Raw genomic sequence first — 24,973 nt, forward strand, 5'->3', positions numbered from 1 at the left:
CCCGGGGGCATTTATGCCTGTTGTTCAAAATCGCGAGCGTGACCATTGGTTTATGGGCCCCGCTCGGCTAGAAGAAACAGCAAGTCCCTCGGATGCTGGCCGGGCGCCTTGGGTTTGCCGCAACATTCCCTCAAGACGTCTCGATGCCGCCCCGGCCGGGTGCTTGAACGCTTTCGAAGCAAGCCTCAAGGGTTCTAGGTGCGCCAGATCATACCACCGCATTGGAAGCAGAGGGTCCGGAATTTCTTCCTCGACCTCGATGCGCGCATCGACTCCTCGCTGTTCTCCTCGGCCAAGGGCATCCGCGAGCTCTACGAGCGTTACTCGACCTTCATGGACCGGTTCTATGTCGGACGATGGAAGCGCTGGGTGTTCATCGAGCCGCTCTCCGAAGCTGCGACGCTCGGGCTCGGCGGCCTCGTCGTGATGCTCGCCCTCGCCATCCCCGCGTTCCGCGAAACCGCGGACGAGGACTGGCTGAAGAAGTCCGACCTCGCCGTGAGCTTCCTCGACCGCTACGGCAATCCGATCGGCAGCCGCGGCATCAAGCACAACGACTCGATCCCGCTGGAAGATTTTCCCGACGTGCTGATCAAGGCGACGCTGGCCACCGAGGACCGCCGGTTCTACGAGCATTTCGGCATCGACATCGCCGGCACCGCCCGCGCGCTCGTCACCAACGCCCAGGCCGGCGGCGTCCGCCAGGGCGGCTCCTCCATCACCCAGCAGCTCGCCAAGAACCTGTTCCTGAGCAACGAGCGCACCATCGAGCGCAAGGTCAACGAAGCATTCCTCGCGATCTGGCTGGAATGGCGCCTGACCAAGAACGAGATCCTCAAGCTGTATCTCGACCGCGCCTATATGGGCGGCGGCACCTTCGGAGTCGACGGCGCGGCGCACTTCTACTTCAACAAGTCCGCGCGCGACGTGACGCTGGCGGAAGCCGCGATGCTCGCCGGCCTGTTCAAGGCGCCGACCAAATACGCCCCCCACATCAACCTGCCCGCCGCCCGCGCCCGCGCCAACGTCGTTCTCGACAATCTCGTCGATGCCGGCTTCATGACCGAGGGCCAGGTGTTCGGCGCCCGCCGCAATCCGGCGTTCGCCGTCGACCGCCGCGACGAGGCCTCGCCGAACTATTATCTCGACTACGCCTTCGACGAGATGCGCAAGCTGGTCGACACCTTCCCGAAGTCCTACACCGAGCGCGTCTTCGTGGTGCGCACCGCGATGGATTCCAACGTGCAGAAAGCGGCCGAGGACGCAGTCGAGAACCAGCTGCGCCAGTTCGGCCGCGACTATCACGCGACGCAGGCCGCGACGGTCGTTGCCGATCTCGACGGCGGCATCCGCGCCATGGTCGGCGGCCGCGACTACGGCGCCAGCCAGTTCAATCGCGCCACCGACGCCTATCGCCAGCCCGGCTCCTCGTTCAAGCCTTACGTCTACACCACCGCGCTGCTGAACGGCTACACGCCGAACTCGGTCGTTGTCGACGGTCCCGTCTGCATCGGCAATTGGTGCCCGCAGAATTATGGCCATTCCTATTCCGGCTCGGTGACGCTGACGCAGGCGATCACGCGCTCGATCAACGTCGTGCCGGTGAAGCTGTCGATCGAGATTGGCCGGCGGGAACAGCCGAAGGCGCCGAACCCGGCCAAGGTCGGCCGCGCCAAGATCGTCGAGGTCGCCCGCCGGTTCGGTCTCAAGGCGCCGCTGCCCGACACGCCGTCGCTGCCGATCGGCTCGGACGAAGTCACCGTGCTCGAGCATGCGGTCGCCTACGCCACCTTCCCGAACCGCGGCAAGGCGGTGACGCCGCATGCGGTGCTGGAGGTGCGCACCGGCGCAGGCGATCTCGTCTGGCGCTGGGACCGCGACGGCCCGAAGCCGCGGCAGGCGATTCCCGCCTCCGTCGCCGCCGACATGGCGGGCATGATGAGCCACGTCGTCAGCGAGGGCACGGCGCGCCGTGCTGCGCTGGACGGCATTCCGACCGCGGGCAAGACCGGCACCACCAATGCGTATCGCGACGCCTGGTTCGTCGGCTACACCGGCAATTTCACCTGCGCGGTGTGGTATGGCAACGACGACTATTCGCCGACCAACCGCATGACCGGCGGCTCGCTGCCGGCGCAGACCTGGCACGACATCATGCTTGCGGCGCATCAGGGCGTCGAGGTCAGGGAGATCCCCGGCGTCGGCATGGGCCAGAAGCTGCCGCCGCATCATGTGAGCAACGCGCACGCCAATGCGGCGCCGAAGGTGCTGGAGACCAAGCCGGGTCCTCCGCCGGTGCTGACCAAGCGTGGCGCCGACATTCTGGTGCGCGTCGAGAGGCTGCTCGACAATGCGGCCAGGACTGCGAACAAATCGACGGATGCCGACAGCAATCCGGCCAAGCCGTCCTCGTCGACGAGCGCGCTCGCCTTCCCGCAGAACTATGCGGAAGAGAACGCCAACACTTCCGCCCCGCGCAAGAACTGATCGAAACCCGTGCGGCTGATCCTGATCACATTGACGGCGCTTCTTCTCGCGACGGTGGTCGGCCTGGGTGCGACCTGGATGACGACGACGCGCGGCACCGAGATCGGCGCGCTGACCATCGGCCCCTGGACCGCCCGCCCGCGCACCGGCACCGCCGACGTCGATCCCTATTCGCGCGCCACCATTGTGCGCAATGGCGAGTTGCCGATCGGCACCGGCGACGGTGTCGCCTTCACCGCCACGACCGACGACAAGAGGAAGGCGCTCGACGGCCGCTGCGACGTGATCGTCTCCGGCGTGACGCCGCCGGCGCGGTTCTGGACGCTGACGCTGTATGACCGCAAGGGCCATCTCGTCGCCAATTCGCTGCAGCGCTACGGCTTCACCAGCCAGGAGATCGTGCGCCAGTCCGACGGCTCGTTCGAGATCCGCATTGCCTCGCGATCGCGCGCCGGCAATTGGCTGCCGACCGGCGGCATCGAGCGCTACGCCTTGATGCTCCGGCTCTACGACACGCCGGTCGGGGTTGCGACGCGCACCCAGCGCGATGCGCCGATGCCCAGCATCACGACGGTGGGCTGCTCATGATACGACTCGCATTCACGATCGTCGCGGGCGTGGTGCTGGGCCTCGTGGTCCATCTCGTCAGCGTGCTGGCGCTGCCGCGGATCGCGACGCAGGATGCCTATTCGCGGCTGACGCCGATGACGAAGGTGAACGCGGTCACCCAGCTTCCCCTCGCCGACCCCAGCACGTCACCGATGCCGTTCATGGATCCTGCCTTTGCGCTGGCGATCTGCCGCTACGATCTGTCGAGCGGACCGATCAAGCTCACGGTGCCGGTGAGTCAGGCCTATACCTCGCTGTCGTTCTACACCCGCAACGAGATCGCCTATTACGCCATCAATGACCGCTCGGCGGGCCGCAAGGTCATCGAGCTCGACCTGATGACGGAAGCGCAACACAGCGAGCTGCCCGAGGACGAAGAAGTCACCGCGGCCGACCGCCTGATCATCGATTCCCCGACCACGACCGGCCTGATCCTGATGAAGGCGCTCGCCCCCGAGCCCGGCCTGATGGCGCAGGCGCAAAGCTCGCTTCAGGCTGCAACCTGCACCCCGCAGACCGAGCCGCCGGCCAAGGCCGAGGCGCCGCGCCGCCGGCGGTGAGCGCGGCCATGGCGGCAACGCAAAACGAAAACTGCGAAAACAACCCCATGCACAGTAGCCGGAGCATTGAGATCAATGTGCTCTTCGGTCAGCGACGACGAAGCTGCCGGGCGACGCGCGCGCTCCTTTGACTCGTCGGGCAAAACACCGGCATACTGGCAGCATCGAAAGTTCGTCACACCCGCGCGGAGCAATCCGCCGCGGGTTTCTTCATGCTCGAGTGCCGGCGGACCCCAGCGGCTGAAACTGCGATCTCGTACGTCGATCCAGCAAGCGTGCGAAAGCTGACCCGCATCTGTCGCTTTCCTGAGACCACACAGCGGCAAGATATCACCACCACTCGACATGGTAGCCGAGCAACATAACGAGATGCTGGGCCCGATCCGGCCTCTGCGCGTTTGACTCGGTCTTCCGCTGTGATACCTGTGCGCGGGGGGCAGGTGAATGACGGGGTTCGCTTACAAGCGACGGATCGGCCGGGGCACTGCTATTGTTGCAGCCTATGCGTTGGTCTTGAATGTCATCCTGTCCGGCATGCTGGTCGCAAGCATCTCCCCTCTGGCCGGCGCGGCGGCTCAAGAGCTCTGCATCAGCGGCGACAACGGAGATGCCGCTCGGACCGATGATGCGGACAAGCACGGCAAGAAGACGAACGTACACTGCCCGCTCTGCGTGGGACACCACGTATCCGGCGCTCTGCCGCCGCCTCAACCCACGTTGACCGATCGCATTCCGCTCACGGCAAGTGCTGCCTATTGGTTTCGGCAGCGGATCGTCGCCTATGCGCGATCTTTCGACCATTTGTCGCGTGGACCACCCGCACTGACCTGATGTTGCCCTCAGGCGGGCGCGAATATTCGCGCTCCCGGCTCTGATCCGCATGCCTGCCCCAGCGGCGGGACGTGCGCGCAGAGCTCGAGCGGGCTTGGCCATCGCTCATTTCCGACATCATCGGCAGGGCCGCCAGCGCGCGCCCCGCTTCCGTCATGCGCCGGCGTGATCGCTGGCCTCACATAGAAACGCTCATGTCCAACACATCAACCAGCCTGCGCCGGTCCATCCTGGCCGCGACGACGGCGCTCATCTCACCTGCCCTGCCTTGTGCGACTTCGCTGCTTCCGCCTTTCGTCACAACGGCCTCCGCGCAATCGGCGGAGCGGCTGCCACCCGTGACGGTCAATTCTCCGCAACAACGCAAACGAAAGCCGCGCGGCGTCGTCGCGGCCGCCCCACCCGCGGCAGCACAAAGCGGCGACATCTCTGCGCCAGATCAGAGTCCGAGTTCAGTGCCCGCATCCGCCAGCCTGCCGCCGAGGGCGGGTTTCGATCGCGGCCTTTCGTCGAGCGACTCCGCCTCTCTCGTCACTGCCCTGCCCGGCGGTGCGGCATGGGGTGCCGGCGGCGTCTCGAGCCTGCCCGCCATCAACGGATTTGGGGCCGACCGGCTGCAGGTCGCGATCAACTCGATGCTGATCAGCCCCGCCTGTCCGAACGAAATGAATCCGCCCCTGTCGTTCGTCAATCCGGCGATGATTGCGAAGATGCGGGCCTATCTCGGCGTCGGACCTGTATCGGTCGGAGGCGACTATATCGGCAGCCGTATCGACGTCACCACTGCGCCGCCGGCTTTCACGCCGGCACAGGCCGGCTGGGTTGCCAGCACCCGGCTTTCGAGCTTCTTCCGCAGCAACGGCAACGCCTATGGCGTCGATGCAACTGCAACCCTGGCCAACCACGACACGAGCGTCACCTACACGGGTGGCTGGGTCCGCTCGGGCAACTACAAGGCCGGCGACGGAACGACGGTCAAGTCAACGCTCTACGAGACGCAGAACCATGCCATCAGCATCTCGAAGCAGGCGCTCGGCAATCTCTTTGCTTTCCAGATTGGCGGTCAGTTCATTCCGTACCAGGGCTATGTCAACCAGTACATGGACATGGTCTATAACCGCGGCCTCTATGCAAACGGCCGTTACGAGGGCGTGTTCGACTGGGGCAAGTTCGAAGCCAGCGCCTTCGTGCACCAGATCCGGCACACCATGGGATTCATTGCGCCCGACAAGATCGGCGAGATGCCGATGGACACGAAGGCTCTCGACGCCGGCTATTCGATGAAGGCGACAGTGGCCCTCTCCGGTCATGACCTGCTTCGCATCGGCAACGAGCTGGCCGTCAACCGGCTCGACGATTGGTGGAGCCCCGTGGCCGGATCGATGATGATGAGCCCGAACGCGTTCATCAACATCAACGGCGGCACGCGCGATCGCCTCGGCACGTTCGTCGAGTGGGAACGCCACTGGGATCGGCAGTGGACATCGATCCTCGGTTTGCGCAACGACGTCGTGTGGATGAACACCGGCAACGTGCAGGGCTACAATGCGATGAGCTACGGCGCGGATGCGGCTGCCTTCAACGCGCTCGACCGTGCCCGCGCCGACGTTCATGTCGACGGCTCCGCCCTCCTCCGCTACGAGCCGAACGACATCAGCCAATACGAATTCGGCTTCGCCCGCAAGACGCGCTCGCCCAATCTCTACGAACGCTACGCCTGGTCCACCAATGCGATGGCGATGAAGATGATCGGCTGGTTCGGCGACGGCAACGGCTATGTCGGGAATCTGGACCTCAAGCCTGAGAAAGCTCACACCGTCAGCTTCACTGCGGGCTGGCACGATCCTGCGCAACGGGTCTGGGGCGTGAAGCTCACGCCCTATGCCAGCTATGTGCACGATTACATCGATGTCGATCGCTGCTCGACTGCGAGCTGCCTCGCGAGCAATCCCGCGAACCTGACGGCGAACACCGGCTTTGTATACCTGCAGTTCGCCAATCACGACGCGACGCTCTATGGCATCAATGTCGAGGGGCGGCTGACCGTATGGGACAATCCAATCTATGGTCAGGGGCAGGTGCGCGGCCTGATCGGCTATGTTCGAGGTCAACGAACCGATGGCGTTGACCTCTATCACATGATGCCGATCAACGCAAAATTCGCGCTCGACCATCTCCTTGGCGGCTGGACCAATAGCATCGAACTGCAACTCGTCGGCTCGAAGGATCAGGTCAGCCAGGTTCACAATGAGCTCACGACACCGGCGTATGCGCTGCTCAATTTGCGTACGGGTTACCAGTGGCAGCACGTCCGACTCGACCTCGGCATCGATAATCTGTTCAACCAGAATTACCACCTGCCATTGGGTGGCGCCGACCTGGTCGACTACAAGGTCGACTCGATGATGGGGTCCTCGGCCGCCTACGGCTACAACGTGAAGGGACCAGGCCGCTCGTTCAACGCGCGGCTCAGCGTCAACTTCTGACCGGACCAGATGCCACGCGGCGATAGACTCGAAGTCGCCGCGTGGCGGGCCGGGGCCGTCGAACGTCCGTTGCGTGAAGCCACCGTCCAGTCGCGGAAACAGCCAATGCGCCGTCACTTCCGCTGCCGACTGCGCCGACTGATCGGGAATCTGGAGCAGCGCGGACTTCTGCAGACACGGGGTCACCGGCGGTTTCCAGGGGTGGACAGCGGCTTTTCACGGACACGGCTACGGTGGGGCGCGATGCGCTGCGCAGGAGCGACCTCCAAACGCGCAACACTCTGAATCCGGTCAACTTTCCCCGCCGCAGTCATCCGCGCCGCTGCGATTGGCCCGCAACTTGCTCATGCGAGTATGATGATCGACTCAAGTCGTCATACTCATGTATGACGACTTACACCAAACATCATACCGCGTGAGGCCGTCGATCGGCCGTCGGTGCGGTAGCGGGGGGCAAGTTGCGTAGAATTTCCTGGCGCGTGGTTCTGGCCGGCATGGCGTTATCAGGCGCTTCTGCCGCAAATCCAGTTCACGCGCAGACGGGACCTGGCGGATCTGCGGCGGGGGCGTTGCCGCCGGTCACTGTCGCGGCGCCCGAGACGGCGCTCAGACGCGTGCGGCGCCCAGAGCTCTCGGCAAGGACAAACGCCGCGCGTCAGGCGCAGCGATCGCCCGTCACGCAGCGCGCATCGCCGCAGCAAGCGGGCACGGGCTTCTCCGCTGGTGCGACGCCGGGACGGGGCGACGTGTCGAGCGCGGTGACCGCGCTGCCGGCGGCCGTAACGGTGATGGACGCACCGGCGATCAGCCGGCTGGCGGTTGCAACCTATGGCGACCTGTTCCGCTCGCTGCCAGGCTTCAATGTGTCCAACTATGGCCAGGGCGGAATCGGCTACGGGCTTTCGCTGCGCGGCTATACCGAATCCGAACACGGCCGCGACATCGCCTATTACATCGACGGCGTCCCGCTCAACGAGGTTTCCTCGCTGCATACGCCGAACTATGCCGACCTCAACGTGCTGTTTCCGGAGACGGTCAAGAGCATCGAGATCGTGCGCGGGCCGTTTTCGGTCGAGTACGGCGACTCCAATATGGGCGGCTCGGTCAACATCACGACCAAGCAGGCCGAACTCTTTGCGAGCCTCGGCATCTCCGGAGGCACGCAAGGCACGGCCCGGGGCGTCGCGACCTACAGCACGACGCAGGGCGCGTGGCTGCCCTATCTCGCGTTCGAGGGCTATCACACCGACGGCTACCGCGATAACAGCTTCATCAATCGCTACAACTCGTTCAACAAGGTCACGACGACGCTTCCGGACGGCGCCACCGTGTCGTTCCGTGCGCAGGCCTACGGCACCGAATACGGCTCGCCGGGCTATGCCAGTCGCGACGCCATTGCCGCAGGAACGATCTCCGAACGCTCGGCGACCAATCCGACCGACGGCGGCAACAAGCAGCTCGAAAACCTCGTCACCAATTACAGCTCCGGTGCACAGGACCAGGAGCTGAAAGGCACCCTGTTCGTCAGCCACCAATTCTCGAACCGGTTCGCGGATTTCGGCGGCGGCCAGCGCGTGCAGCACGAGGATCGCACGATGGTTGGCGGCCGCGTCAGCAAGACCTGGAGCGGAGCCATCGGCGACGACATCCCCGTGCAGGTCCTGCTCGGCAGCAATTGGCGCACCGACTTCATCGAGGCGTTCCAGGCGCCGACCCTCGCCCGCGCCGTGTCCGGCCCGGCCGCGGTCAATGTCGGGTTGACCGAGACGAACATCGCCGGCTTCGGTCAGGTCCAGGTCAAGCCGTTGCCCTGGCTCAAGTTCACGGCCGGTGGGCGTTACGACCAGTACTACTACGACATCAACGACCGCACCACGCCTGGCGGCACGCCGAATCATTCGAACGGCATTGCAAGCCCAAAGGCCGGCGTCGCCATCGCGCCGTTCAAATGGCTGGAGCTGTTCGCCAATTACGGCGAGGGTTTCCGCAGCATCGACGTACCCGCAGAGCTGATCGGCAATCCCGGCATTCAGCCATTCAGGATCGTCAGCCGCGAGGGCGGCGTCCAGTTCACGTTCGATCGCTTCAGGCTGCTGGCGAGCTATTGGACGACGGACTCGGCCAACGAAGCGTTCCAGGCGGCGCCCGGTCTGCCCGTGACGTTCCTGGGCAAAGCCCGGCGCAACGGATACGACGTCGATGCCCGCTGGTTCGTGATCAAGGATCCCGTCAACAACGTCTCGTTGTTCGCCAACTATGGCGGCGTCTCGGCTCGCCTCGTCGACGCTGCGCCCTCCTACTTCGTCCCGAACGTGCCGAGCTACGTCGCCAATGTCGGCGTTGATTTCAACGTCGCGACGGTCAATGCGCAAGTCCTGTCCGGCTCGGTCTATGTGACCTTCGTCGGCAAGAAGAACCTCACGCAGGACGGTCTCATCACCACCTCACCCTACTCCCGCGTGACCGGCAAGCTCGCCTATTCCTGGCCCGAGGGGTGGACCGCGTTCACGCAGGCGACCTGGTATCCCGGCGATCGCCTCAGCGAAATCGCCATCAATTTTGGCGATCCAGTCGACGCAAGGACATCCGACATCTTCGTCAGCGCGCAGCCGACAATCGCCGTGCTTGCGGGCGTTTCGTATCGTTTCCCGACCGTAATAGCGGGGGCAACTCCAAGGCTGGTGACCAAATGAGCCGTACCTTCCCTCGTCTCGCGCACACGCTGCTCGCAACCGGGCTTGTTCTCGGATCGACAGCATCCGCCTCGGCACATGATGTCTGGCTCACGTTCTCGGGGCCAGCCAGCGCACGTTGCGCCATCGTCAATTACGGTCATCCGGACGACCGCCCGCCCGCTTTCGCGGACAAGGTCGTGGACCTCTTCATGATCACGCCGAAAGGCCGCAGCTCGCTGCTCGACGGGCTTGCGATCGCATCCGACAAGGGCATCCAGATCGCACGAACGAAACCGTTCGACGATGCCGGGCATACGCTGCTCGCGGCGCGTTACGACAACGGTTTCTGGGTCAGGACGACAGACGGCCTCTATCGCAACGCAACCCGGCGGCTCGTGCCTGACGCCGCCGAGAGCTTCTGGTCCGGCAAGTTTGCAAAAGCGATCACGGGGGCTGACGCACCCTGGCAGGAGGTGCTTGGACACGACCTCGAGCTCGTGCCACTCACCGATCCAGCCAAGGCGAGGCCTGGTGAGGCGCTCAAGGTCAAGGTGCTGTTTCGCGGCAAGCCTCTCGCCGGAGCGGAGGTCGAACGTGGCGACGGCAAGACCGCGGCTGCGGAGAAGGACATTCCAAAATTCAAGACGGACGCGGAAGGCGTGGCGGCTGTCACCATCGTCAAGCCGGGTCCCCATCTGCTGGTGATCGATCACCGTGCGGCGCCGTCAGTCACGCCCGATCAGGCAAGGGCCGACCTCTACAATGCGACATTGTGGTTCAGCACGGCCGCCAAGCAGCGCTGATCGCAGTCGTGACTTTGTCGCTCTGCCGCTGAACCGGCCGCTGACCTCCTCCGGAGCCGAGCTCGGATCAGCGCGCGTGGCAGCAGCTGTCACGCGACAGTAGGACGCAACCTCAGATCGCCTGCGCTGTTGAAGCCACGCGTCTCGATGGCTATCGGTTCAAGAAATCGTCTGAATCGGAGGAACGCATGAGCACCATCACCGGCGGCTGTCACTGCGGCGCAATCCGCTACGAAGTCGAGGGCGACGCGATTGTGCATGCGCTGTGCCACTGCCGCGATTGCCGGCTCCACGCCGGCGCCCCGGTCGTCGGCTGGACGATGTACCCGGACAATGCCGTCAAGGTGATCAAGGGCGAACCGAAGGTCTACCACTCCTCGGAACACGGCCGACGGCAGTTCTGCGGCGACTGCGGCACCGGCCTGTTCTACTTCAATGCCAGCATGCTGCCGGGGATCATCGACGTCCAGAGCGCGACCTACGACGATCCCGAAGCCGTGCCGGCGACGATGCAGATCCAGGTCGCCGAGCGTCTTCGCTGGATGGAGCATGCGCACGAATTGCCGGCGTTCGACCGCTATCCTCCACAGCCTTAGCGGCGGAAGGAACATCCGGCTCTTTCATCCAGAGACCGGCAACCCTCAAGTCGTGCGTCAGCTCAGCGATGGTGGTGGTGCCGTCGCGCAGCGTCGCTGGACGTGTACCCGCGCAGCTCGGCGTATCTTGCCAGTTGCGCCTGGTCGAGAAGCACCGCAGTGCGCAGGTGGTATTTGAGATGGGCTTGCCGCAGCTCGCCCTGCGTCGTCGCGATGGCCGCGATGGCAAGAGCCAGAGTCTCGGCGGTGATCGTGCGGCTGGCGAATTGCCGATCCAGGTCCGCTTCCTTCTCGATCAATTTACTACCGATGGGCGTGGTCTCGGCCTTCATCTCGGAGAACATCTCCTGGACCTTGCTCCGCTGCTCCTGATTCAACCCGAGCTTGTCTGCGAGCTCAAGCACGTGGGAGGGCCCGGGATATCCGTTGAGCTCGGCCGCCAGCGCCAGCCCCATGCCGCGTCCCGCCTGCAGATCATCAATCTGCTGCTCCGAGAGCGCCTTGATGTGCCGGGACTGCATGCCGGCATACGATGTCTGTGCCGAAACGGCGGCCGGCACGAGCAAAGCGATGATCAAAACGAGAAGCTTCATGACTTTCCACCCATGTTGCGGGACATCAACCACGATCATGCTTCGAACAATAACCCAGATCGCGATGGCAATTCATCCCAATCTCGTCGCGCCGTGCTCCGCCATCAAGGCTCAATCGATCGCCTGCGAGCCGACAAAGCGCATGTATGGCCTTTGCCCCTCGGCACCAAACAGCACGACCTCGTAACGCTGCGGCCTGCCGCCTTCCATCCCGGGCGATCCGATCGGCATGCCCGGCACGGCGATGCCCCGCGCATTGGGACGCTCCAACAGGAGGCGCCGTACGGCCGTCGCCGGCACATGCCCCTCGACGACATAACCGGCGACCTCCGCTGTGTGACACGCGGCCAAGTCCGGGGGGATACCGAGACGGCTCCGAATCGCGTCGAGGTCGGCGGTCTCCTCCACCTGGACGGTGAATCCTCTATCGCGGAGATGCCGCACCCAGCCATCGCAGCAGCCGCAGTTCGGATCCTTATGGACCCTGACGACAGTTTCGTCGGCCTGCGCCGCGTCGGCAGGCCCGGCAAGGAATGCCGCCGCCATCAGCCCTGCGAACGACCGGCGGGTCATCACATGTGCGCGTTCCTTCATCTTAGACTTCCTTTCTCTCATCGTTGGACCGCAAGGTCGGAGGGTCGCGGGCATCAACGAGGGCCCGCCTGGCCCTCGTACATAAACGTCATTGGCTTCAGCCCATTCATGTACCCGGTGCGCATCTCGTCGATGCGAAAGCCGTTCCGGGTCAAGACGTCGGCAATGTCCCGATTGAGATGACAACCGCCGGAGATGCGCATCCATGCGGGGGTCAGTCGATCCTGCCACCAGCGCACGCGCGGTTCGGGCGCGCGGCCATGCTCGACGAAGACCAGCTTCCCTCCCGGTTTCAGCACGCGCCGCGCCTCTGTCATCGCGCGATCGACGTTCGGAATGCTGCACATGGTCCAGGTCGTCAGAACCGTATCGATGCTGCGGTCGTCGATCGGAATTGCCTCGGCCGAAGCTTCAACGAGATCGACTGGAGTTTCCGGCTGTGGAGCGGCTCGCGCCATCTCGAGAAGCTTTGCAGCGGGTTCAAGCCCCACGAGCTGCGTCACAGTAGCTCCGTAGAACGGCAGGTTGCGGCCGGACCCGATGCCGATCTCGAGTACCCGGCCGTGAGCCGCACGGGTCGCGCGTTGCCGATAGGGCGCAAGCTCTTCGTTGCGCATCGCAAGGTCGCAAAGCCGTGGAAGAATGAAGTCGTTGTAGAAGCCCATGCGCGCATCTCCTGGCATCGCCGCTCAATGGTCTTGCTGATCTGTTCAGGTGCGGCAAAGATCCCCTCCGCACGATCGCCCATCTTGCCGGCGCCGCCCCAATATTGGAACGAAAACGACCGATGTGGCGATCAATTCCATGATCCCGAACATCGCCGACATGATGTCGTGCGCCATGGCTCGCCTCATTCGGCAGGCTCCAGCAGCCGCAATCCCGGACCAATCGACTTTGACATTTCGGTCGGTTGTCCGCTGTCCTCGGCCCTGGGAGGCAAGCCGAAGCCTTTCACCAGCCCGAAGATCGCCGGGATCACGATCAGCGTGAGCAGCGTCGAAGAGATCATGCCACCAATCATCGGCACTGCGATCCGCTGCATGATCTCCGACCCGGTTCCGGTGCTCCACATGATCGGCAGCAGGCCCGCCATGATGGCAACCACGGTCATCATCTTGGGACGGACACGCTCGACGGCGCCCACCATGATGGCCTCGTTGAGATCCCGCCGGGTGAAGACGCTCCCCTCGGCGCTGCGCCTGGCCTTCAGCTCGGTCAGCGCGTGCTCGAGGTACATCAGCATCACGACGCCAGTTTCGGCGGCGACACCGGCGAGCGCAATGAATCCGACGGCGACGGCGACCGACAGGTTGAATCCGAGCCACCACATCATCCAGATGCCGCCGACCAGCGCGAAGGGCAGCGACAGCATGACGATGAGCGTCTCGGTCATGGCCCTGAAGTTCAGGTACAGCAGCAGGAAGATGATCGTCAGCGTGACCGGGACCACGATCTTCAGGCGCGCTGCCGCGCGCTGCAGATACTCGTACTGACCGCTCCAGACGACATAGGTGCCGGCAGGAAACTGGATGCTGTCGCTCACGGCAGCCTGCGCGTCTTTAACGTAGCTGCCGATGTCGCGATCGCGGATGTCGACGTAGACATAGGTCGCGAGCTGGCCGTTCTCGGTCCGGATCGACGTCGGCCCCCGCGCCGGCTCGACCTTCGCGACCTCGCCGAGCGGCACCGCGCCACCGGCCGGCATCGGCACCAGGATGTCGCTGGCGATGGCCTTCGGATTGTCGCGCAGATCGCGCGGATAGCGCATGTTCACCGTGAAGCGCTGCCGGCCCTCCACTGTCGTCGTCACCGTCTGACCGCCGAGCGCGGCCGCGATGGTGTCCTGAACGTCCTGGATCAGGATGCCATAGCGGGCGAGCGCCTCGCGGTCCGGGACGATCTCGAGATAGTACCCGCCGATGCCGCGCTCGGCATAGGCCGAGGACGTTCCGGGGACGGTCTTGATCACCTGTTCGACCTGCCGCGCCAGCCGGTCGATTTCGACGAGATCGGTTCCCATGACCTTGACGCCGACAGGCGTGCGGATGCCGGTGGACAGCATGTCGATGCGCGCCTTGATCGGCATGGTCCAGGCGTTGGAGACGCCCGGAAACTGCAGCGCCTTGTCCATCTCCGCGATGAGGCTGTCGACAGTGACGCCGGGGCGCCACTGCTCCTTCGGCTTCAGGTTCACGACGGTCTCGAACATCTCGGTCGGCGCCGGATCGGTCGCGGTCGCCGCCCGACCCGCCTTGCCGTAGACGGACGCGACCTCCGGAAACGACTTGATGATGCGGTCCTGCGTCTGCATCAGCTCGGCGGCCTTGGTGACCGAGATGCCGGGCAGCGTCGTCGGCATGTAGAGCAGCGTGCCCTCGTCCAGCGTCGGCATGAACTCGGTGCCGAGCTGCCGCGCCGGCCATATCGTGACGGCGAGCACGACGAGCGATGCCAGGATCACCGGCGTCTTGGCGCGCAGCACGCCCTTGATGACCGGACGGTAGATCCAGATCAGGAATCGATTGATGGGATTCCTGTGCTCCGGCACGATCCTGCCGCGGACGAAGATCACCATCAGCGCCGGCACCAGAGTGACGGACAGCAGCGCCGCCGCGGCCATCGCGAAGGTTTTCGTGAAGGCCAGCGGGCTGAACAGCCGCCCTTCCTGCGATTCCAGCGTGAAGATCGGCATGAAGGAGACGGTGATGATCAGCAGGCTGAAGAACAGAGCCGGGCCGACCTCGGACGCCGCATCGATCAAAGTCTGAACGCGCGACTGACCTGGCCCGGCGCGTTCGAGGTGCTTGTGCGCGTTCTCGATCATGACGATCGCGGCATCGACCATGGCACCGATCGCAATCGCGATGCCCCCGAGGCTCATGATGTTCGATCCCAGGCCCAGCAGCTTCATGGCGCCGAACGCCATCAGCACGCCGACCGGCAGCATCAGGATCGCGACCAGCGCACTGCGGACATGGAGCAGGAACACGATGCAGACCAGCGCGACAACGATGCTTTCCTCGACCAGCGTGTGCTTGAGGGTATCGATGGCCGCGTAGATCAGGTTGGAGCGATCGTAGACCGGGACGATCTCGACCGACTTCGGCAGGCTGCTCGCGATCTCCTTGAAGCGCTTCTTGACGTTTTCGATGACGTCGAGGGCGTTGACGCCGAAGCGCTGCAGCACGATGCCGCTTGCGACCTCGCCCTCGCCGTTCAGTTCGGCGATGCCGCGCCGCTCGTCGGGACCAAGCTCGACATTGGCGACGTCCCGCAGCAGCACCGGCGTGCCATTGCTCGTCTTCAGGACGATGTTGCCGAGATCGTTGATGCTCCTGACGTAGCCCTTGCCGCGAATGACGTATTCGAACTCCGACAGCTCGACCGTGCGCCCGCCGACATCGGAATTGCTGGCGCGGATCGCCTCCCGGATCTTCTGCATGCTGATGCCGCGATCGCGCATCCGCTGCGGATCGAGCACCACGTTGTATTGCTTGACGAAGCCGCCGATGCTGGCGACCTCGGCGACGCCTTCGGCCTTTGCCAGCGCGAACTTCAGATTCCAGTCCTGGATCGTGCGCGTGTCCGCCAGATTCAGTTCCTTCGACAGGACGGCGTATTGATAGACCCAGCCGACGCCGGTCGCATCCGGTCCGATGGTCGGAGTGACGCCGGCCGGAAGCCGCGACGCCGCGCCGTTCAGGAATTCCATGACGCGCGAGCGCGCCCAGTAGATGTCCGTGCCGTCTTCGAAGATCACATAGACGAACGACACGCCGAAGAAGGAGAAGCCGCGCACCACCTTCGATTTCGGCACGGTCAGCATCGCCGTCGTCAAGGGATAGGTGACCTGGTCCTCGATCACCTGCGGCGCCTGGCCGGGATATTCGGTGTAGACGATCACCTGCGTGTCCGAGAGATCCGGGATCGCATCCAGCGGCAAGTGAACCAGCGCATAGAGGCCGGCCGCGGCCGCAAAGCCGGTGCCGAACAGCACCAGCAGCAGGTTGCGCGCCGACCAGGCGATGATACGGGCGATCATTTGTGCTCTCCGGTCGCATGGCCCGCGTCGGAAGCTTGAGGAGCAGCCTCGGCAAAGCCCTTGAGCGCGGCCTTCAGATTGCTTTCCGCATCGATCAGGAAGTTGGCGGAGGTGACGACGGCCTCGCCGTCGGCAAGTCCGTCCCGCACCTCGATGTAGCCGCCGCCGCGCCGGCCGAGCTTCACCTCGCGCGGCTCGAAACGCCCGCTCCCCTTGTCGACGAGCACGGCCTGGCGCGTGCCGGTGTCGAGCACCGAGCTGTCCTCGATCGCCAGGACCGGCGTCGTATCGGCCGTGTCGATCTCGGCATCGACATACATGTCCGGCAGCAGCGCCGCGTCGGGATTGGCGAGCTCGATCCGGACGCGAACCGTCCGCGTTTCGCGGTTCACCTGCGGATAGATCACCGCGATCCTGCCGGTGAATGCCCGGCCGGGAAAGCTCCGCGCGCGCACCGCAACGGACTGCCCCACCGCGATATTGCCGAGATCGCGCTCGGCAACGTCGACCAGAGCCCACACCAGCGAGGTATCGGCGATGCGGAACAGCACGTCGCCGGGATTGGCGCGCATGCCTTCGATCGCGTTGCGCTCAAGCACGACCCCGTCGCGCGGCGCCGACCACTGGATGGTGACGGGCGCGACGCGCGTTCTCTCCATTCCGGCAATGACCTGATCGGGAACGTCGAGATTGACCAGCCGTTGCCGCGAGCCGCGGCCGTAGGCCTCGACCCCGCCGGTTGTTTTGGAATTGATCGTCGAGAGATATTCGGCGGCGGCAGAGGCGACCGCAGAACTGTAGATTTCCATCAAGGGCTGGCCCGCCTTCACGCGGGTGCCGGTGGTGACGTCCGCGACCTTCTGCACGAAGCTTTCTGCGCGCATCGCGATCACCGAGACGCGGCGTTCGTCGAGCTGGATCGTGCCGGGCGCCTTCACCAGGACCCGGATCGACCGCCGCTCGACGGCCTCGGACTTCACGCCGCTGCGCTGGATCTTGCCGGGCGAAAGCTTCACCGTCCCATCGTCGACATCGTCGCCTTCGTAAACGGGGACATAATTCATCCCCATCGGATCCTTCTTCGGCACCGGCGAGGTGTCGGGCAACCCCATGGGATTGCGGTAGTAAAGGATCTTGCGCGATCCTGCCGGCTGTTGCGGCTTCGGCTCCGCCGGGGCAGCCTGATCGTCGTCGTAGACCGGCAGATAGTCCCGCCCGTCCTCGTCCTTCCTGGGCCCGGCCGACCAAAGCGGCGCACCGCTCGGATCGCGGTAATAGAGCGGAGTAGCGCCGTCTGCGGTCGCCGAGGCGACCTCGGCGTGGACGGACCAAGGTCCATCGATCAAGAACAAGGAGGCGCCCAGGGCCAGGCTGCCGGTGAGCGCGAGTGCTGTGAGAAGACGTTGCGTGTTCATCGCCAGATACCGCGCGCCGCGGGCGCGCGTCCATGTGAATGAGGAAGAGAAGCTCGGGCGTCGTCCGACGCCCGAAGGCTCACTTGGTGGCCTTGATGATGACCTTGCCGTTGACGGTGTCGGGCTCGCCCTGCACCTTCGCGGAAAGCGTGACCTGGTAGCGGCCTGCCATCGACAAATCCGTCTTGAAGACGTAGATGCCCGGCTCGTTTGACGGCAGCGGCGTGACGTCCGACTCCATCTCGGCCATGCCGTCGGGCGCCATGTCCACGCGCGTTCGGAAAATGACGGCGTCCGGCACCGGCTTGCCGGTCCGCTTGTTGGTCAAGCGAAGGGCCAGCGTGACGTCGTCGCCCTTCTTCATCTCGGGATTGACCGGCTCGAAAGCGTAGTCACCCGCGCCGGCCATGGCACCTGATGCGGCGAGCGAAAGGGTGGCGGCAAGAGCCGCGGTGCTGAATCTGGAGAGCATTGTCCTGTCCTCATGAATTGATCTTCCGCCGTGACGCTGGAAGCGCGCACGTCAGTCATCGTCGCGCGCAGGCGTGCCGCACGCGTCGCTGGCTTGGGAGGTCAGATTCGAGGAGGCCGGAAGGGAGGGCTGCCGCCGCGGAAGGAGACGACCTGGTCGGCGGGAATGGCGGTTTTCCCCGCCGCTATGGCAAGTAACGCAAGCGCCAGGGGGTGGATGTCTGCGAGTGCGATGGTGCTGCCGACGCAGCAGAAGCCCATGCCGCACATGTAGCCGCCGGTGTCGGAACCCGTTCCTTTCATGTCGGGACAGCAATCGTCCACCGACATATCGCCGCCGCCGCCCATCTGCATGGTCGCATGCATCTGATCCGACGATATGGCGAGGCTTGAAGCGGACACGCCAGCCGGCAGCATCGCCAAGGATACGGCGATGGCGAATGCCAGGATGGTACGGACGATCCGCATCAGGATGTGCTTAACCTTTTCGATACTTCTTGGAACCGCAGCAGGTTCTTCTAGCATAATCCGCCGCCGAAAGCATTCTTTGATCCGGGTCAAGCATTCGTGAGCGAGGCTCCGACGAATGCCATCGCGCAAGCTACGAATGCTCGCCTGCCGTCGCTTGGGCGTTCTGATCCGCACGAAGCAGCAGAAGCGCGAACAAGGCGGTGACCGAGGCCAGTGCGCTGATCCAGAGCGCGCTGCTGCCGACATGCTCCACCAGCAGTCCCAGCGCAAGCGGCGCGAAAGCGCCTGTTGCCCTGGAGGGCAGCGAGATCACGCCGACACGCCGGCCGAATCCCACCGGCCCGAACAGCGCCAATGGCAGCGTACCACGGGCAATGGTGATGATGCCGTTGCCCGCGCCATACAGCACCGTGAAGGCCGGCGCGAGCCAAGGGCCGCCCGCGACCAGCGCAAGCACGCCGATCGGATTCATGAGCATCGCGAGCCTTGCCGACAGCAGCGGATGAAACCGGCTGAGCCATCCTGCTTCGAGCAGGCGGGCGCCGACTTGCGCAGGTCCGACCAAGGCGCCTGCGAACAACGCCTGTGCCGGCGTCGCGCCGAACGCAACCAGCATGGTCGGCAGAATGGCCGAGACTCCCGAGCTCACGAAGCTCGCGGCCGCAAACATGTATGCCAGCAGCAGCATTGCGAAGGTCTCGCTCTGGCCGCTGGACTGTCGGCTCGCGCTCGTGGTCGATCGGGAGTCCTCGGCCAATGGAACGGCACGGGGCAACGAACAATTGAGCGGCAAGGCAACGCAAATATGGATCGCCGCCCATACCTGGCAGGCCGCGCGCCAGCCGTACTCCGAAGCGAGCCATGTCGTGAGCGGCCAGCCGAGAGTGCTGGCAAAACCGGCGATCAGGGTGATGCCGGTGATCGTTCCTCGCGCATTGGCGCCGTAGATGCGCGCAAGCGTCGCGAACGCCGCTTCATAGAGGCCCATGCCCATGCCGATCCCCAGCAGGATCCAGGCTGCTATCAGCACCGCCACATCATAAGCCGCGGACAACAGGAGCAGACCCGCGACGAAGACAAGGTTCGAGACCGCAAGCAGGCTGCGCCCTCCGAACGTATCGATGGAATGCCCGACGCGTGGGCCGAGCAGACCGGAGATGACGAGCGCTCCCGACAGCGCGCCGAACACGTAGGTCGGCGCAAGGCCGAGATCGCTTGCAATCGGCGCGGCCAGGATCGCAGGGAGATAGTAACTCGACGCCCACGCGATGGTCTGCGCGGTACCGAGCGCGATGACGACGGCGAGCGATCCCGCAGCGCCTCGTCTCATGAGCAACCGCATCCCGCGCCGCCTGCCTTCTTGGCCGACTCGTCGGCGGCGCAGCAGGCCGAAGGCTCGGTTTTGGCAGGACCGCCGCAGCATCCCGCTGCGCCGACGGACTCGACGTCGCCACGCGTGCAGACGCCGGTCTCCGGCAGCACGAGTTCGACCCGTGCCGCAGCCTCCTTGTCGCCGGCGATGTCGGCGACGATCGAGCGGACCTGCTCGTATCCGGTCATCATCAGGAAGGTCGGCGCCCGGCCGTAGGATTTCATGCCGGCGAGATAGAAGCCGGGCTCATCATGCGTCAGTTCCCGCGCACCATGAGGCCGCACCGTTCCGCAGCTATGCTCATTGGGATCGATGAGCGGCGCGAGCGCGACGGGCGCCTCGATTGCCGGATCGAGCCGCAGCCGCAGCTCGGATAGAAACGAGAGATCGGGACGGAAGCCGGTCGACACCACCAGCTCATCCGCAACCACACTCCGCGCACCGCAGCAGGCACCTGCTGAAATCCTGAGACGCCCCTCGAAGTCCGAGAGGTGGGTGACACCGAAGCCGGTCTCGACCTTGATTTTTCCAGCAGCTACGAGCGCGGCGAAGGTGGAGCCAAGTTCGCCGCGGGCGGCGAGCTTGTCGTTGCTGCCGCCGCCGAAGGCCTTGGCAGGATCGCCGCCGCGCAACAGCCAAACGGGCTTGGTGCCGGGCACCTCCTCGGCGAGCTGCGCGAGATCGATCAGCGTGCCCAGCGCGGAATGGCCGGCGCCGAGCACGGCAACGGTCTTGCCGGCATATCTGCCGCGCGCAGCGCCCCGCACGTCCGGCATGCCGTACGCGATGCGGTCGCCGCACTCGGATTCGCCGATCGCAGGCAAGCCGTTGCTGCCGGCGGGATTGGGCGAGAACCACGTACCTGAGACGTCGATGACGGCATCGGCGCGCAGCACCTCAGGGCCCTTGCCGTTCTGATAGCGGATTTCGAAAGGCGCTTGCTCCCGCCCCTTCGTCTTCGCCTTGTCGAAGCCGACGCGGCTGATGGCCGTGACACGGCTCGAGGTCCGGATGGTGTCGCGCAGCGGCGTTCGCGTTGCGAGCGGCGCGAGATAGCGCTCGATCAGCTCGCCGCCGGTCGGATAGGAGCTCGGGTTCGGCGAGTTCCATCCGGTCGGCGCAAGCAGCCGCGTCGAAGCCTTGTCGACGTTGTATTCCCACGGCGAGAAGAGCTGGACGTGCTGCCATTGACGCACCGCATGCCCGGCCTCGGGCCCGGCTTCGAGCACGATGGGGGAAATGCCGCGCTCGAGCACATGCGCGGCGGCTGCGAGACCGACCGGGCCCGCTCCGATGATAGCTACCGTCTTCTTATCCATGTCGAACTCTCCATCCTTCTAGAATTATGGAACAAGAAGCCAAATGAATCAGGCTGCCGTCTGGGCATCCCTGCATCCGGTTTCTTCGGCACAGCACTCCGCAACCAGGAAGTCGACCAGCCCGCGCACGGCGTCGAAATTGGCGCGGCAGATCAGGGTCGTCGATTCCCTGCTCTGACTGACCAGTCCGACCAAGACGAGCGCCTTGATGTGGTGCGACAGCGTCGATGCGGGGATCTTCAGCTTGTCCTGCAAGCGGCCGACCGGCATGCCCGCGTGCCCGGCCCGAACCAGCGCCCGATAGATCTGCAGGCGGGTCCGATTTCCCAGGGCTTCCAGGCGTGCTGCTGCGTCGTCGATCTTCATGAGCCACACGATGCGCCGGTGCGGACCGATTGTCAAACGATATTTCTAGAATATTCGAAACATTGCGCCGCGAGATGCGGATTCCGGGTTGACGCCGCCCGCATAAATCCATAAATCTGGATATATGGAAACGGAGCAAGCTGTCCTGGCGCTCGCCGCGCTGTCTCAACCGACACGTCTGGAGGCGTTCCGGACGCTGGTCAGACACGAGCCTGACGGTCTTGCGGCCGGCGACCTCGCGCGCCTGCTGGAAGTCCCCCAAAACACGCTCTCGGCGCATCTGTCGATTATGAGCCGCGCGCGCCTCGTGTCTTCCGAGCGGCACAGCCGCTCGATCATCTATCGCGCCAACCTCGGCGAATTTCGTGACATCGCGCTCTTCATGCTGCGCGATTGCTGCGGCGGACGGCCGGAAGTTTGCGAACCCGTCGTCGAGAGCCTGCAATCGTGCTGCGCTCCCAATCGAAAGGAGAAGGCCCGTGCCTGATCGCGTATACAACGTGCTGTTCCTTTGCACGGGCAATTCAGCCCGTTCCGTGCTCGCAGAATCGATCCTTCGCAAGGACGGTGCCGGGCGCTTTCGCTCCTTCTCCGCAGGGAGCACGCCGAAGGGCGCCGTGCATCCGCTGGCGCTGCGCACGCTGCAGAGCATGGACTACCCGATCGACGGGATGCGCTCCAAGAGCTGGCTGGAATTCGCAGCCGCCGACGCACCGGTGATGGATTTCGTCTTTACCGTCTGCGACAACGCCGCCGGCGAAGCATGTCCCGTCTGGCCCGGCCAACCGATGACTGCGCATTGGGGCATCGAAGATCCTGCGGCCGTCGAAGGCACCGAGATCGAAAGACTTGCGGCCTTCTCGCGCGCGTTCCGTTACTTGAAGAACCGTATTGGCGCCTTCGTGAACCTGCCCCTCAGCGGCATTGACCGGCTTTCCCTCGGGACCAAGCTTCGGGAAATCGGCCGATCCGAGGGAGCGACCTCCGGCAAGAGCGACGTGGCTTAGCGATGAGCATCTTCGAACGATACCTCACGCTGTGGGTCGCGCTTTGCATCGTGGTCGGCGTGGCGCTGGGCCACGTGATGCCCGGCTTCTTCGGCGCCGTTGCGGCTGCCGAGGTCGCCAAGGTCAACCTGCCGGTCGCGATGCTGATCTGGCTCATGATCGTGCCGATGTTGCTGAAGATCGACTTCGGCTCGCTGGGCCAGGTCCGGGAGCACTGGCGGGGCGTCGGCGTGACCCTCTTCATCAACTGGGCCGTAAAGCCGTTCTCGATGGCGCTGCTCGGCTCCTTCTTCATCGGTCACCTCTTCGCACCGTGGCTGCCGTCCGCTCAGATCCCATCCTACATCGCCGGCCTGATCCTGCTTGCGGCTGCACCGTGCACCGCGATGGTGTTCGTGTGGTCCAATCTTTGCGAGGGAGAGCCCCACTACACGCTGAGCCAGGTCGCACTCAACGACGTGATCATGGTCTTCCTGTTTGCGCCGCTGGTGGGGTTGCTGCTCGGAGTCGCCTCGATCAGCGTCCCCTGGGACACACTGCTACTGTCCGTCGTGCTTTACATCGTGGTTCCCGTGGTCGTCGCTCAGCTGTGGCGCAAGATGCTGCTGCGAGAAGGCCCCGATGGCTTCAACCGCGTCATGCGAATGCTGCAGCCACTATCGCTTGTCGCACTCCTTGCGACCCTGGTCCTGCTCTTCGGCTTCCAGGGAGAGCAGATCGTCAGGCAGCCCGGCGTCATCGCGATCCTTGCCGTCCCTATTCTCGTGCAAGTCTATCTCAATGCGGGCCTGGCCTATTGGCTGAGCCGGCGGTTCGGCGTGGCCTGGTGCGTGGCGGCCCCAGCGGCGCTCATCGGCGCCAGCAACTTCTTCGAGCTGGCAGTCGCCGCCGCGATCAGCCTGTTCGGTTTGGAGTCCGGCGCGGCGCTGGCAACCGTGGTTGGCGTCCTTGTCGAGGTGCCGGTGATGCTGTCCGTCGTCCGCATCGTCAAGGCTACGCGGGGGTGGTACGAAGCGGGAGCGGGTAAAGTCCCGGCGGCTGCCGAGGCCCACCAATAAATCATCATTCGCCGGCGGCAGAGCGGCATGCCGGTCTGCCAGTTACCGAGAGATACGTCGATGAGCGTCACGATCTATCACAACCCGGCTTGCGGCACTTCACGCAACACCTTGGCCATGATCCGGCAGAGCGGTGTCGAGCCTGTCGTCGTCGAGTATCTGAAGACCCCGCCGTCCCGCGACAGGCTGGTCGAGCTCATCCAGGCGATGGGGATCTCCCCTCGCGCGCTGCTGCGAGAGAAAGGCACGCCCTTTCGCGAGCTTGGCCTCGACGATCCCAAATGGACCGATGACGAGCTGATCGATCAGATGGTCGCCCATCCCATTCTCATCAACCGTCCGATCGTGGTGACGCCAAAGGGGACGCGCTTGTGCCGACCGTCGGAGGCCGTGATTGATCTCCTGGACGATCCCGTCGGCCGCTTCGTGAAGGAAGACGGCGAAGTGGTCGAAGCGCGATAGGCTTCCAGCGCGTCTCCTCGCGCCGCTCGATCGGCGCGCAGAACACGGAGCGTGGAATCAGGCGGGACCCGCCTGCTGCGAGCCCGCGTTGAGGAGCTGGGAAACAGCCGCGACGACCTGGGCCGGCGCGAACGGCTTTTGAAGCAAAATGCTGTTTGGCACACCGAGTACAGGCCACTTGTCGGCGGCGCCGCCGGTCATGTAAACCACGGGAAAGTGAGGATCGATCTCACGGGCGGCTCTCGCGACTTCCCAGCCGTCGCGATCACCGAGCAAATTGACGTCGGTTACGAGAGCGCGGTAGGGCACGAGACCACCCTTCAGCAGCGCGATAGCTTCCTTGCCCGTCTTCGCAGTTGCGATCTGAAAGCCTCCCTCTGCAAGGGCGTCTTCAACAACAGCCAGGATCGCATCCTCGTCTTCTATCACCAAAATTAATGGCAGTTCCGTCGCCATGTCGTCCCCCGTTACCGCTACTCTGTCTAAAAGTGCACACAACGTGGTTTGTTCCGGCGGCAGAACGGAATCTGCAGCAACGGGAGAGGAACCGGCGGCGTCCGGCCCTCATCCATAACCTTGCGCCGCCTGGACACCTCTCGACTTGAGCTTGAGACGGGAACAATCCTGCGATTGCCAAGTTTTCCCGATGCCCTTCCCCAAGGGCACCCCGAATGGCCCCAGCTCAATGCCCCCCGATATCCCCCGCGAGCTGGGGCCTCTTTTTACGAGCCTTACTTGCGGTGCCCATAGCGGCAA

The 24,973-nt window shown here is 64.4% G+C and carries 23 protein-coding genes; 12 read left to right on the forward strand and 11 right to left on the reverse strand.

Annotated elements, in window-relative coordinates:
• Positions 1-198 precede the first annotated feature (198 nt).
• The 8 genes from ASG57_RS28345 to ASG57_RS28380 all read left to right on the forward strand — a co-directional run bounded on the left by ASG57_RS28345 (position 199) and on the right by ASG57_RS28380 (position 11,047).
• Positions 199-2,487 carry a transglycosylase domain-containing protein gene (locus tag ASG57_RS28345; RefSeq protein WP_024339834.1) on the forward strand — a complete coding sequence of 763 codons (2,289 nt, stop codon included), beginning with the start codon at positions 199-201 and terminating at the stop codon, positions 2,485-2,487.
• Positions 2,488-2,496: 9 nt separating this feature from the next.
• Positions 2,497-3,075, forward strand: a complete 579-nt coding sequence (locus ASG57_RS28350; RefSeq protein ID WP_024339833.1) for a DUF1214 domain-containing protein — start codon at positions 2,497-2,499, stop codon at positions 3,073-3,075.
• Positions 3,072-3,656, forward strand: coding sequence for a DUF1254 domain-containing protein (locus ASG57_RS28355; protein ID WP_024339832.1), 585 nt, complete (start codon positions 3,072-3,074; stop codon positions 3,654-3,656). Before ASG57_RS28350 ends, ASG57_RS28355 begins: the two co-directional genes overlap by 4 nt.
• Before the next feature lie 444 nt (positions 3,657-4,100).
• Complete coding sequence (locus ASG57_RS28360) at positions 4,101-4,487, forward strand: DUF2946 family protein (protein ID WP_024339831.1); 387 nt, start codon at positions 4,101-4,103, stop codon at positions 4,485-4,487.
• A 194-nt stretch (positions 4,488-4,681) separates the two neighbouring features.
• Positions 4,682-6,973, forward strand: coding sequence for a TonB-dependent receptor (locus ASG57_RS28365; RefSeq protein WP_024339830.1), 2,292 nt, complete (start codon positions 4,682-4,684; stop codon positions 6,971-6,973).
• A 746-nt stretch (positions 6,974-7,719) separates the two neighbouring features.
• Positions 7,720-9,666 (forward strand): TonB-dependent receptor, encoded by a 1,947-nt coding sequence (locus tag ASG57_RS28370; RefSeq protein WP_162250089.1) that lies wholly within the window; start codon positions 7,720-7,722, stop codon positions 9,664-9,666.
• Entirely contained in the window at positions 9,663-10,451 is a 789-nt protein-coding gene (locus tag ASG57_RS28375) for a DUF4198 domain-containing protein (RefSeq protein ID WP_024339828.1), read from the forward strand. The genes ASG57_RS28370 and ASG57_RS28375 overlap by 4 nt, the downstream gene beginning before the upstream one ends.
• 188 nt (positions 10,452-10,639) lie before the next feature.
• Positions 10,640-11,047, forward strand: coding sequence for a GFA family protein (locus ASG57_RS28380; RefSeq protein WP_024339827.1), 408 nt, complete (start codon positions 10,640-10,642; stop codon positions 11,045-11,047).
• A gap of 62 nt (positions 11,048-11,109) precedes the next feature.
• Here the strand turns inward: ASG57_RS28380 and ASG57_RS28385 are convergent, their stop codons facing one another.
• The 10 genes from ASG57_RS28385 to ASG57_RS28430 all read right to left on the reverse strand — a co-directional run bounded on the left by ASG57_RS28385 (position 11,110) and on the right by ASG57_RS28430 (position 21,690).
• Positions 11,110-11,679, reverse strand: a complete 570-nt coding sequence (locus ASG57_RS28385; RefSeq protein ID WP_051160675.1) for a hypothetical protein — start codon at positions 11,677-11,679, stop codon at positions 11,110-11,112.
• A gap of 72 nt (positions 11,680-11,751) precedes the next feature.
• Entirely contained in the window at positions 11,752-12,234 is a 483-nt protein-coding gene (locus tag ASG57_RS28390) for a DUF411 domain-containing protein (RefSeq protein ID WP_057198511.1), read from the reverse strand.
• 53 nt (positions 12,235-12,287) lie between these two features.
• Entirely contained in the window at positions 12,288-12,899 is a 612-nt protein-coding gene (locus ASG57_RS28395; protein ID WP_024339825.1) for a class I SAM-dependent methyltransferase, read from the reverse strand.
• Between the two features lie 185 nt (positions 12,900-13,084).
• Positions 13,085-16,276, reverse strand: a complete 3,192-nt coding sequence (locus ASG57_RS28400; RefSeq protein ID WP_024339824.1) for an efflux RND transporter permease subunit — start codon at positions 16,274-16,276, stop codon at positions 13,085-13,087.
• Positions 16,273-17,691: an efflux RND transporter periplasmic adaptor subunit gene (locus ASG57_RS28405; RefSeq protein ID WP_024339823.1), complete on the reverse strand. Its 1,419-nt coding sequence runs from the start codon at positions 17,689-17,691 to the stop codon at positions 16,273-16,275. Before ASG57_RS28405 ends, ASG57_RS28400 begins: the two co-directional genes overlap by 4 nt.
• 79 nt (positions 17,692-17,770) lie before the next feature.
• Positions 17,771-18,163 (reverse strand): FixH family protein, encoded by a 393-nt coding sequence (locus ASG57_RS28410; RefSeq protein WP_024339822.1) that lies wholly within the window; start codon positions 18,161-18,163, stop codon positions 17,771-17,773.
• 101 nt (positions 18,164-18,264) lie between these two features.
• Positions 18,265-18,723, reverse strand: coding sequence for a hypothetical protein (locus ASG57_RS28415; protein ID WP_349509764.1), 459 nt, complete (start codon positions 18,721-18,723; stop codon positions 18,265-18,267).
• Between the two features lie 40 nt (positions 18,724-18,763).
• On the reverse strand, positions 18,764-19,963 hold the full coding sequence (locus tag ASG57_RS28420; RefSeq protein WP_028145913.1) for an MFS transporter: 1,200 nt from the start codon (positions 19,961-19,963) through the stop codon (positions 18,764-18,766).
• The gene (locus ASG57_RS28425) at positions 19,960-21,324 is read right to left on the reverse strand and encodes an NAD(P)-binding domain-containing protein (RefSeq protein ID WP_024339819.1); all 1,365 of its coding nucleotides are present in this window, start codon (positions 21,322-21,324) and stop codon (positions 19,960-19,962) included. Before ASG57_RS28425 ends, ASG57_RS28420 begins: the two co-directional genes overlap by 4 nt.
• A gap of 48 nt (positions 21,325-21,372) precedes the next feature.
• On the reverse strand, positions 21,373-21,690 hold the full coding sequence (locus ASG57_RS28430; protein ID WP_024339818.1) for an ArsR/SmtB family transcription factor: 318 nt from the start codon (positions 21,688-21,690) through the stop codon (positions 21,373-21,375).
• A 124-nt stretch (positions 21,691-21,814) separates the two neighbouring features.
• Between ASG57_RS28430 and ASG57_RS28435 the strand changes: the two genes are divergently transcribed.
• The 4 genes from ASG57_RS28435 to arsC are packed head-to-tail and all read left to right on the forward strand — an operon-like array spanning position 21,815 to position 24,217.
• Positions 21,815-22,177 carry an ArsR/SmtB family transcription factor gene (locus ASG57_RS28435; RefSeq protein WP_024339817.1) on the forward strand — a complete coding sequence of 121 codons (363 nt, stop codon included), beginning with the start codon at positions 21,815-21,817 and terminating at the stop codon, positions 22,175-22,177.
• Positions 22,170-22,697: an arsenate reductase ArsC gene (locus ASG57_RS28440; protein WP_024339816.1), complete on the forward strand. Its 528-nt coding sequence runs from the start codon at positions 22,170-22,172 to the stop codon at positions 22,695-22,697. Before ASG57_RS28435 ends, ASG57_RS28440 begins: the two co-directional genes overlap by 8 nt.
• Before the next feature lie 2 nt (positions 22,698-22,699).
• On the forward strand, positions 22,700-23,755 hold the full coding sequence (arsB, locus tag ASG57_RS28445; RefSeq protein WP_024339815.1) for an ACR3 family arsenite efflux transporter: 1,056 nt from the start codon (positions 22,700-22,702) through the stop codon (positions 23,753-23,755).
• A 60-nt stretch (positions 23,756-23,815) separates the two neighbouring features.
• Positions 23,816-24,217, forward strand: a complete 402-nt coding sequence (gene arsC, locus ASG57_RS28450; protein ID WP_024339814.1) for an arsenate reductase (glutaredoxin) — start codon at positions 23,816-23,818, stop codon at positions 24,215-24,217.
• A 57-nt stretch (positions 24,218-24,274) separates the two neighbouring features.
• Here arsC and ASG57_RS28455 read toward each other — a convergent pair whose 3' ends face one another.
• Positions 24,275-24,673, reverse strand: coding sequence for a response regulator (locus tag ASG57_RS28455; protein ID WP_024339813.1), 399 nt, complete (start codon positions 24,671-24,673; stop codon positions 24,275-24,277).
• Positions 24,674-24,973: the final 300 nt, after the last annotated feature.

The organism is Bradyrhizobium sp. Leaf396, from assembly GCF_001424605.1.
Classification (GTDB): Bacteria; Pseudomonadota; Alphaproteobacteria; order Rhizobiales; family Xanthobacteraceae; genus Bradyrhizobium; species Bradyrhizobium japonicum_C.

Excerpts from the sequence above, each read along its gene's own strand:
- ASG57_RS28455 (WP_024339813.1), bottom strand. The coding sequence starts at position 24,673 with ATGGCGACGGAACTGCCATTAATTTTGGTGATAGAAGACGAGGATGCG.
- ASG57_RS28430 (WP_024339818.1), bottom strand. The coding sequence starts at position 21,690 with ATGAAGATCGACGACGCAGCAGCACGCCTGGAAGCCCTGGGAAATCGG.
- ASG57_RS28390 (WP_057198511.1), bottom strand. The coding sequence starts at position 12,234 with ATGAAGGAACGCGCACATGTGATGACCCGCCGGTCGTTCGCAGGGCTG.
- arsC (WP_024339814.1), top strand. The coding sequence starts at position 23,816 with ATGAGCGTCACGATCTATCACAACCCGGCTTGCGGCACTTCACGCAAC.
- ASG57_RS28410 (WP_024339822.1), bottom strand. The coding sequence starts at position 18,163 with ATGCTCTCCAGATTCAGCACCGCGGCTCTTGCCGCCACCCTTTCGCTC.
- ASG57_RS28365 (WP_024339830.1), top strand. The coding sequence starts at position 4,682 with ATGTCCAACACATCAACCAGCCTGCGCCGGTCCATCCTGGCCGCGACG.
- ASG57_RS28360 (WP_024339831.1), top strand. The coding sequence starts at position 4,101 with ATGACGGGGTTCGCTTACAAGCGACGGATCGGCCGGGGCACTGCTATT.
- ASG57_RS28435 (WP_024339817.1), top strand. The coding sequence starts at position 21,815 with ATGGAAACGGAGCAAGCTGTCCTGGCGCTCGCCGCGCTGTCTCAACCG.
- ASG57_RS28395 (WP_024339825.1), bottom strand. The coding sequence starts at position 12,899 with ATGGGCTTCTACAACGACTTCATTCTTCCACGGCTTTGCGACCTTGCG.
- ASG57_RS28355 (WP_024339832.1), top strand. The coding sequence starts at position 3,072 with ATGATACGACTCGCATTCACGATCGTCGCGGGCGTGGTGCTGGGCCTC.
- ASG57_RS28405 (WP_024339823.1), bottom strand. The coding sequence starts at position 17,691 with ATGAACACGCAACGTCTTCTCACAGCACTCGCGCTCACCGGCAGCCTG.
- ASG57_RS28420 (WP_028145913.1), bottom strand. The coding sequence starts at position 19,963 with ATGAGACGAGGCGCTGCGGGATCGCTCGCCGTCGTCATCGCGCTCGGT.
- ASG57_RS28375 (WP_024339828.1), top strand. The coding sequence starts at position 9,663 with ATGAGCCGTACCTTCCCTCGTCTCGCGCACACGCTGCTCGCAACCGGG.
- arsB (WP_024339815.1), top strand. The coding sequence starts at position 22,700 with ATGAGCATCTTCGAACGATACCTCACGCTGTGGGTCGCGCTTTGCATC.
- ASG57_RS28380 (WP_024339827.1), top strand. The coding sequence starts at position 10,640 with ATGAGCACCATCACCGGCGGCTGTCACTGCGGCGCAATCCGCTACGAA.
- ASG57_RS28400 (WP_024339824.1), bottom strand. The coding sequence starts at position 16,276 with ATGATCGCCCGTATCATCGCCTGGTCGGCGCGCAACCTGCTGCTGGTG.
- ASG57_RS28425 (WP_024339819.1), bottom strand. The coding sequence starts at position 21,324 with ATGGATAAGAAGACGGTAGCTATCATCGGAGCGGGCCCGGTCGGTCTC.
- ASG57_RS28385 (WP_051160675.1), bottom strand. The coding sequence starts at position 11,679 with ATGATCGTGGTTGATGTCCCGCAACATGGGTGGAAAGTCATGAAGCTT.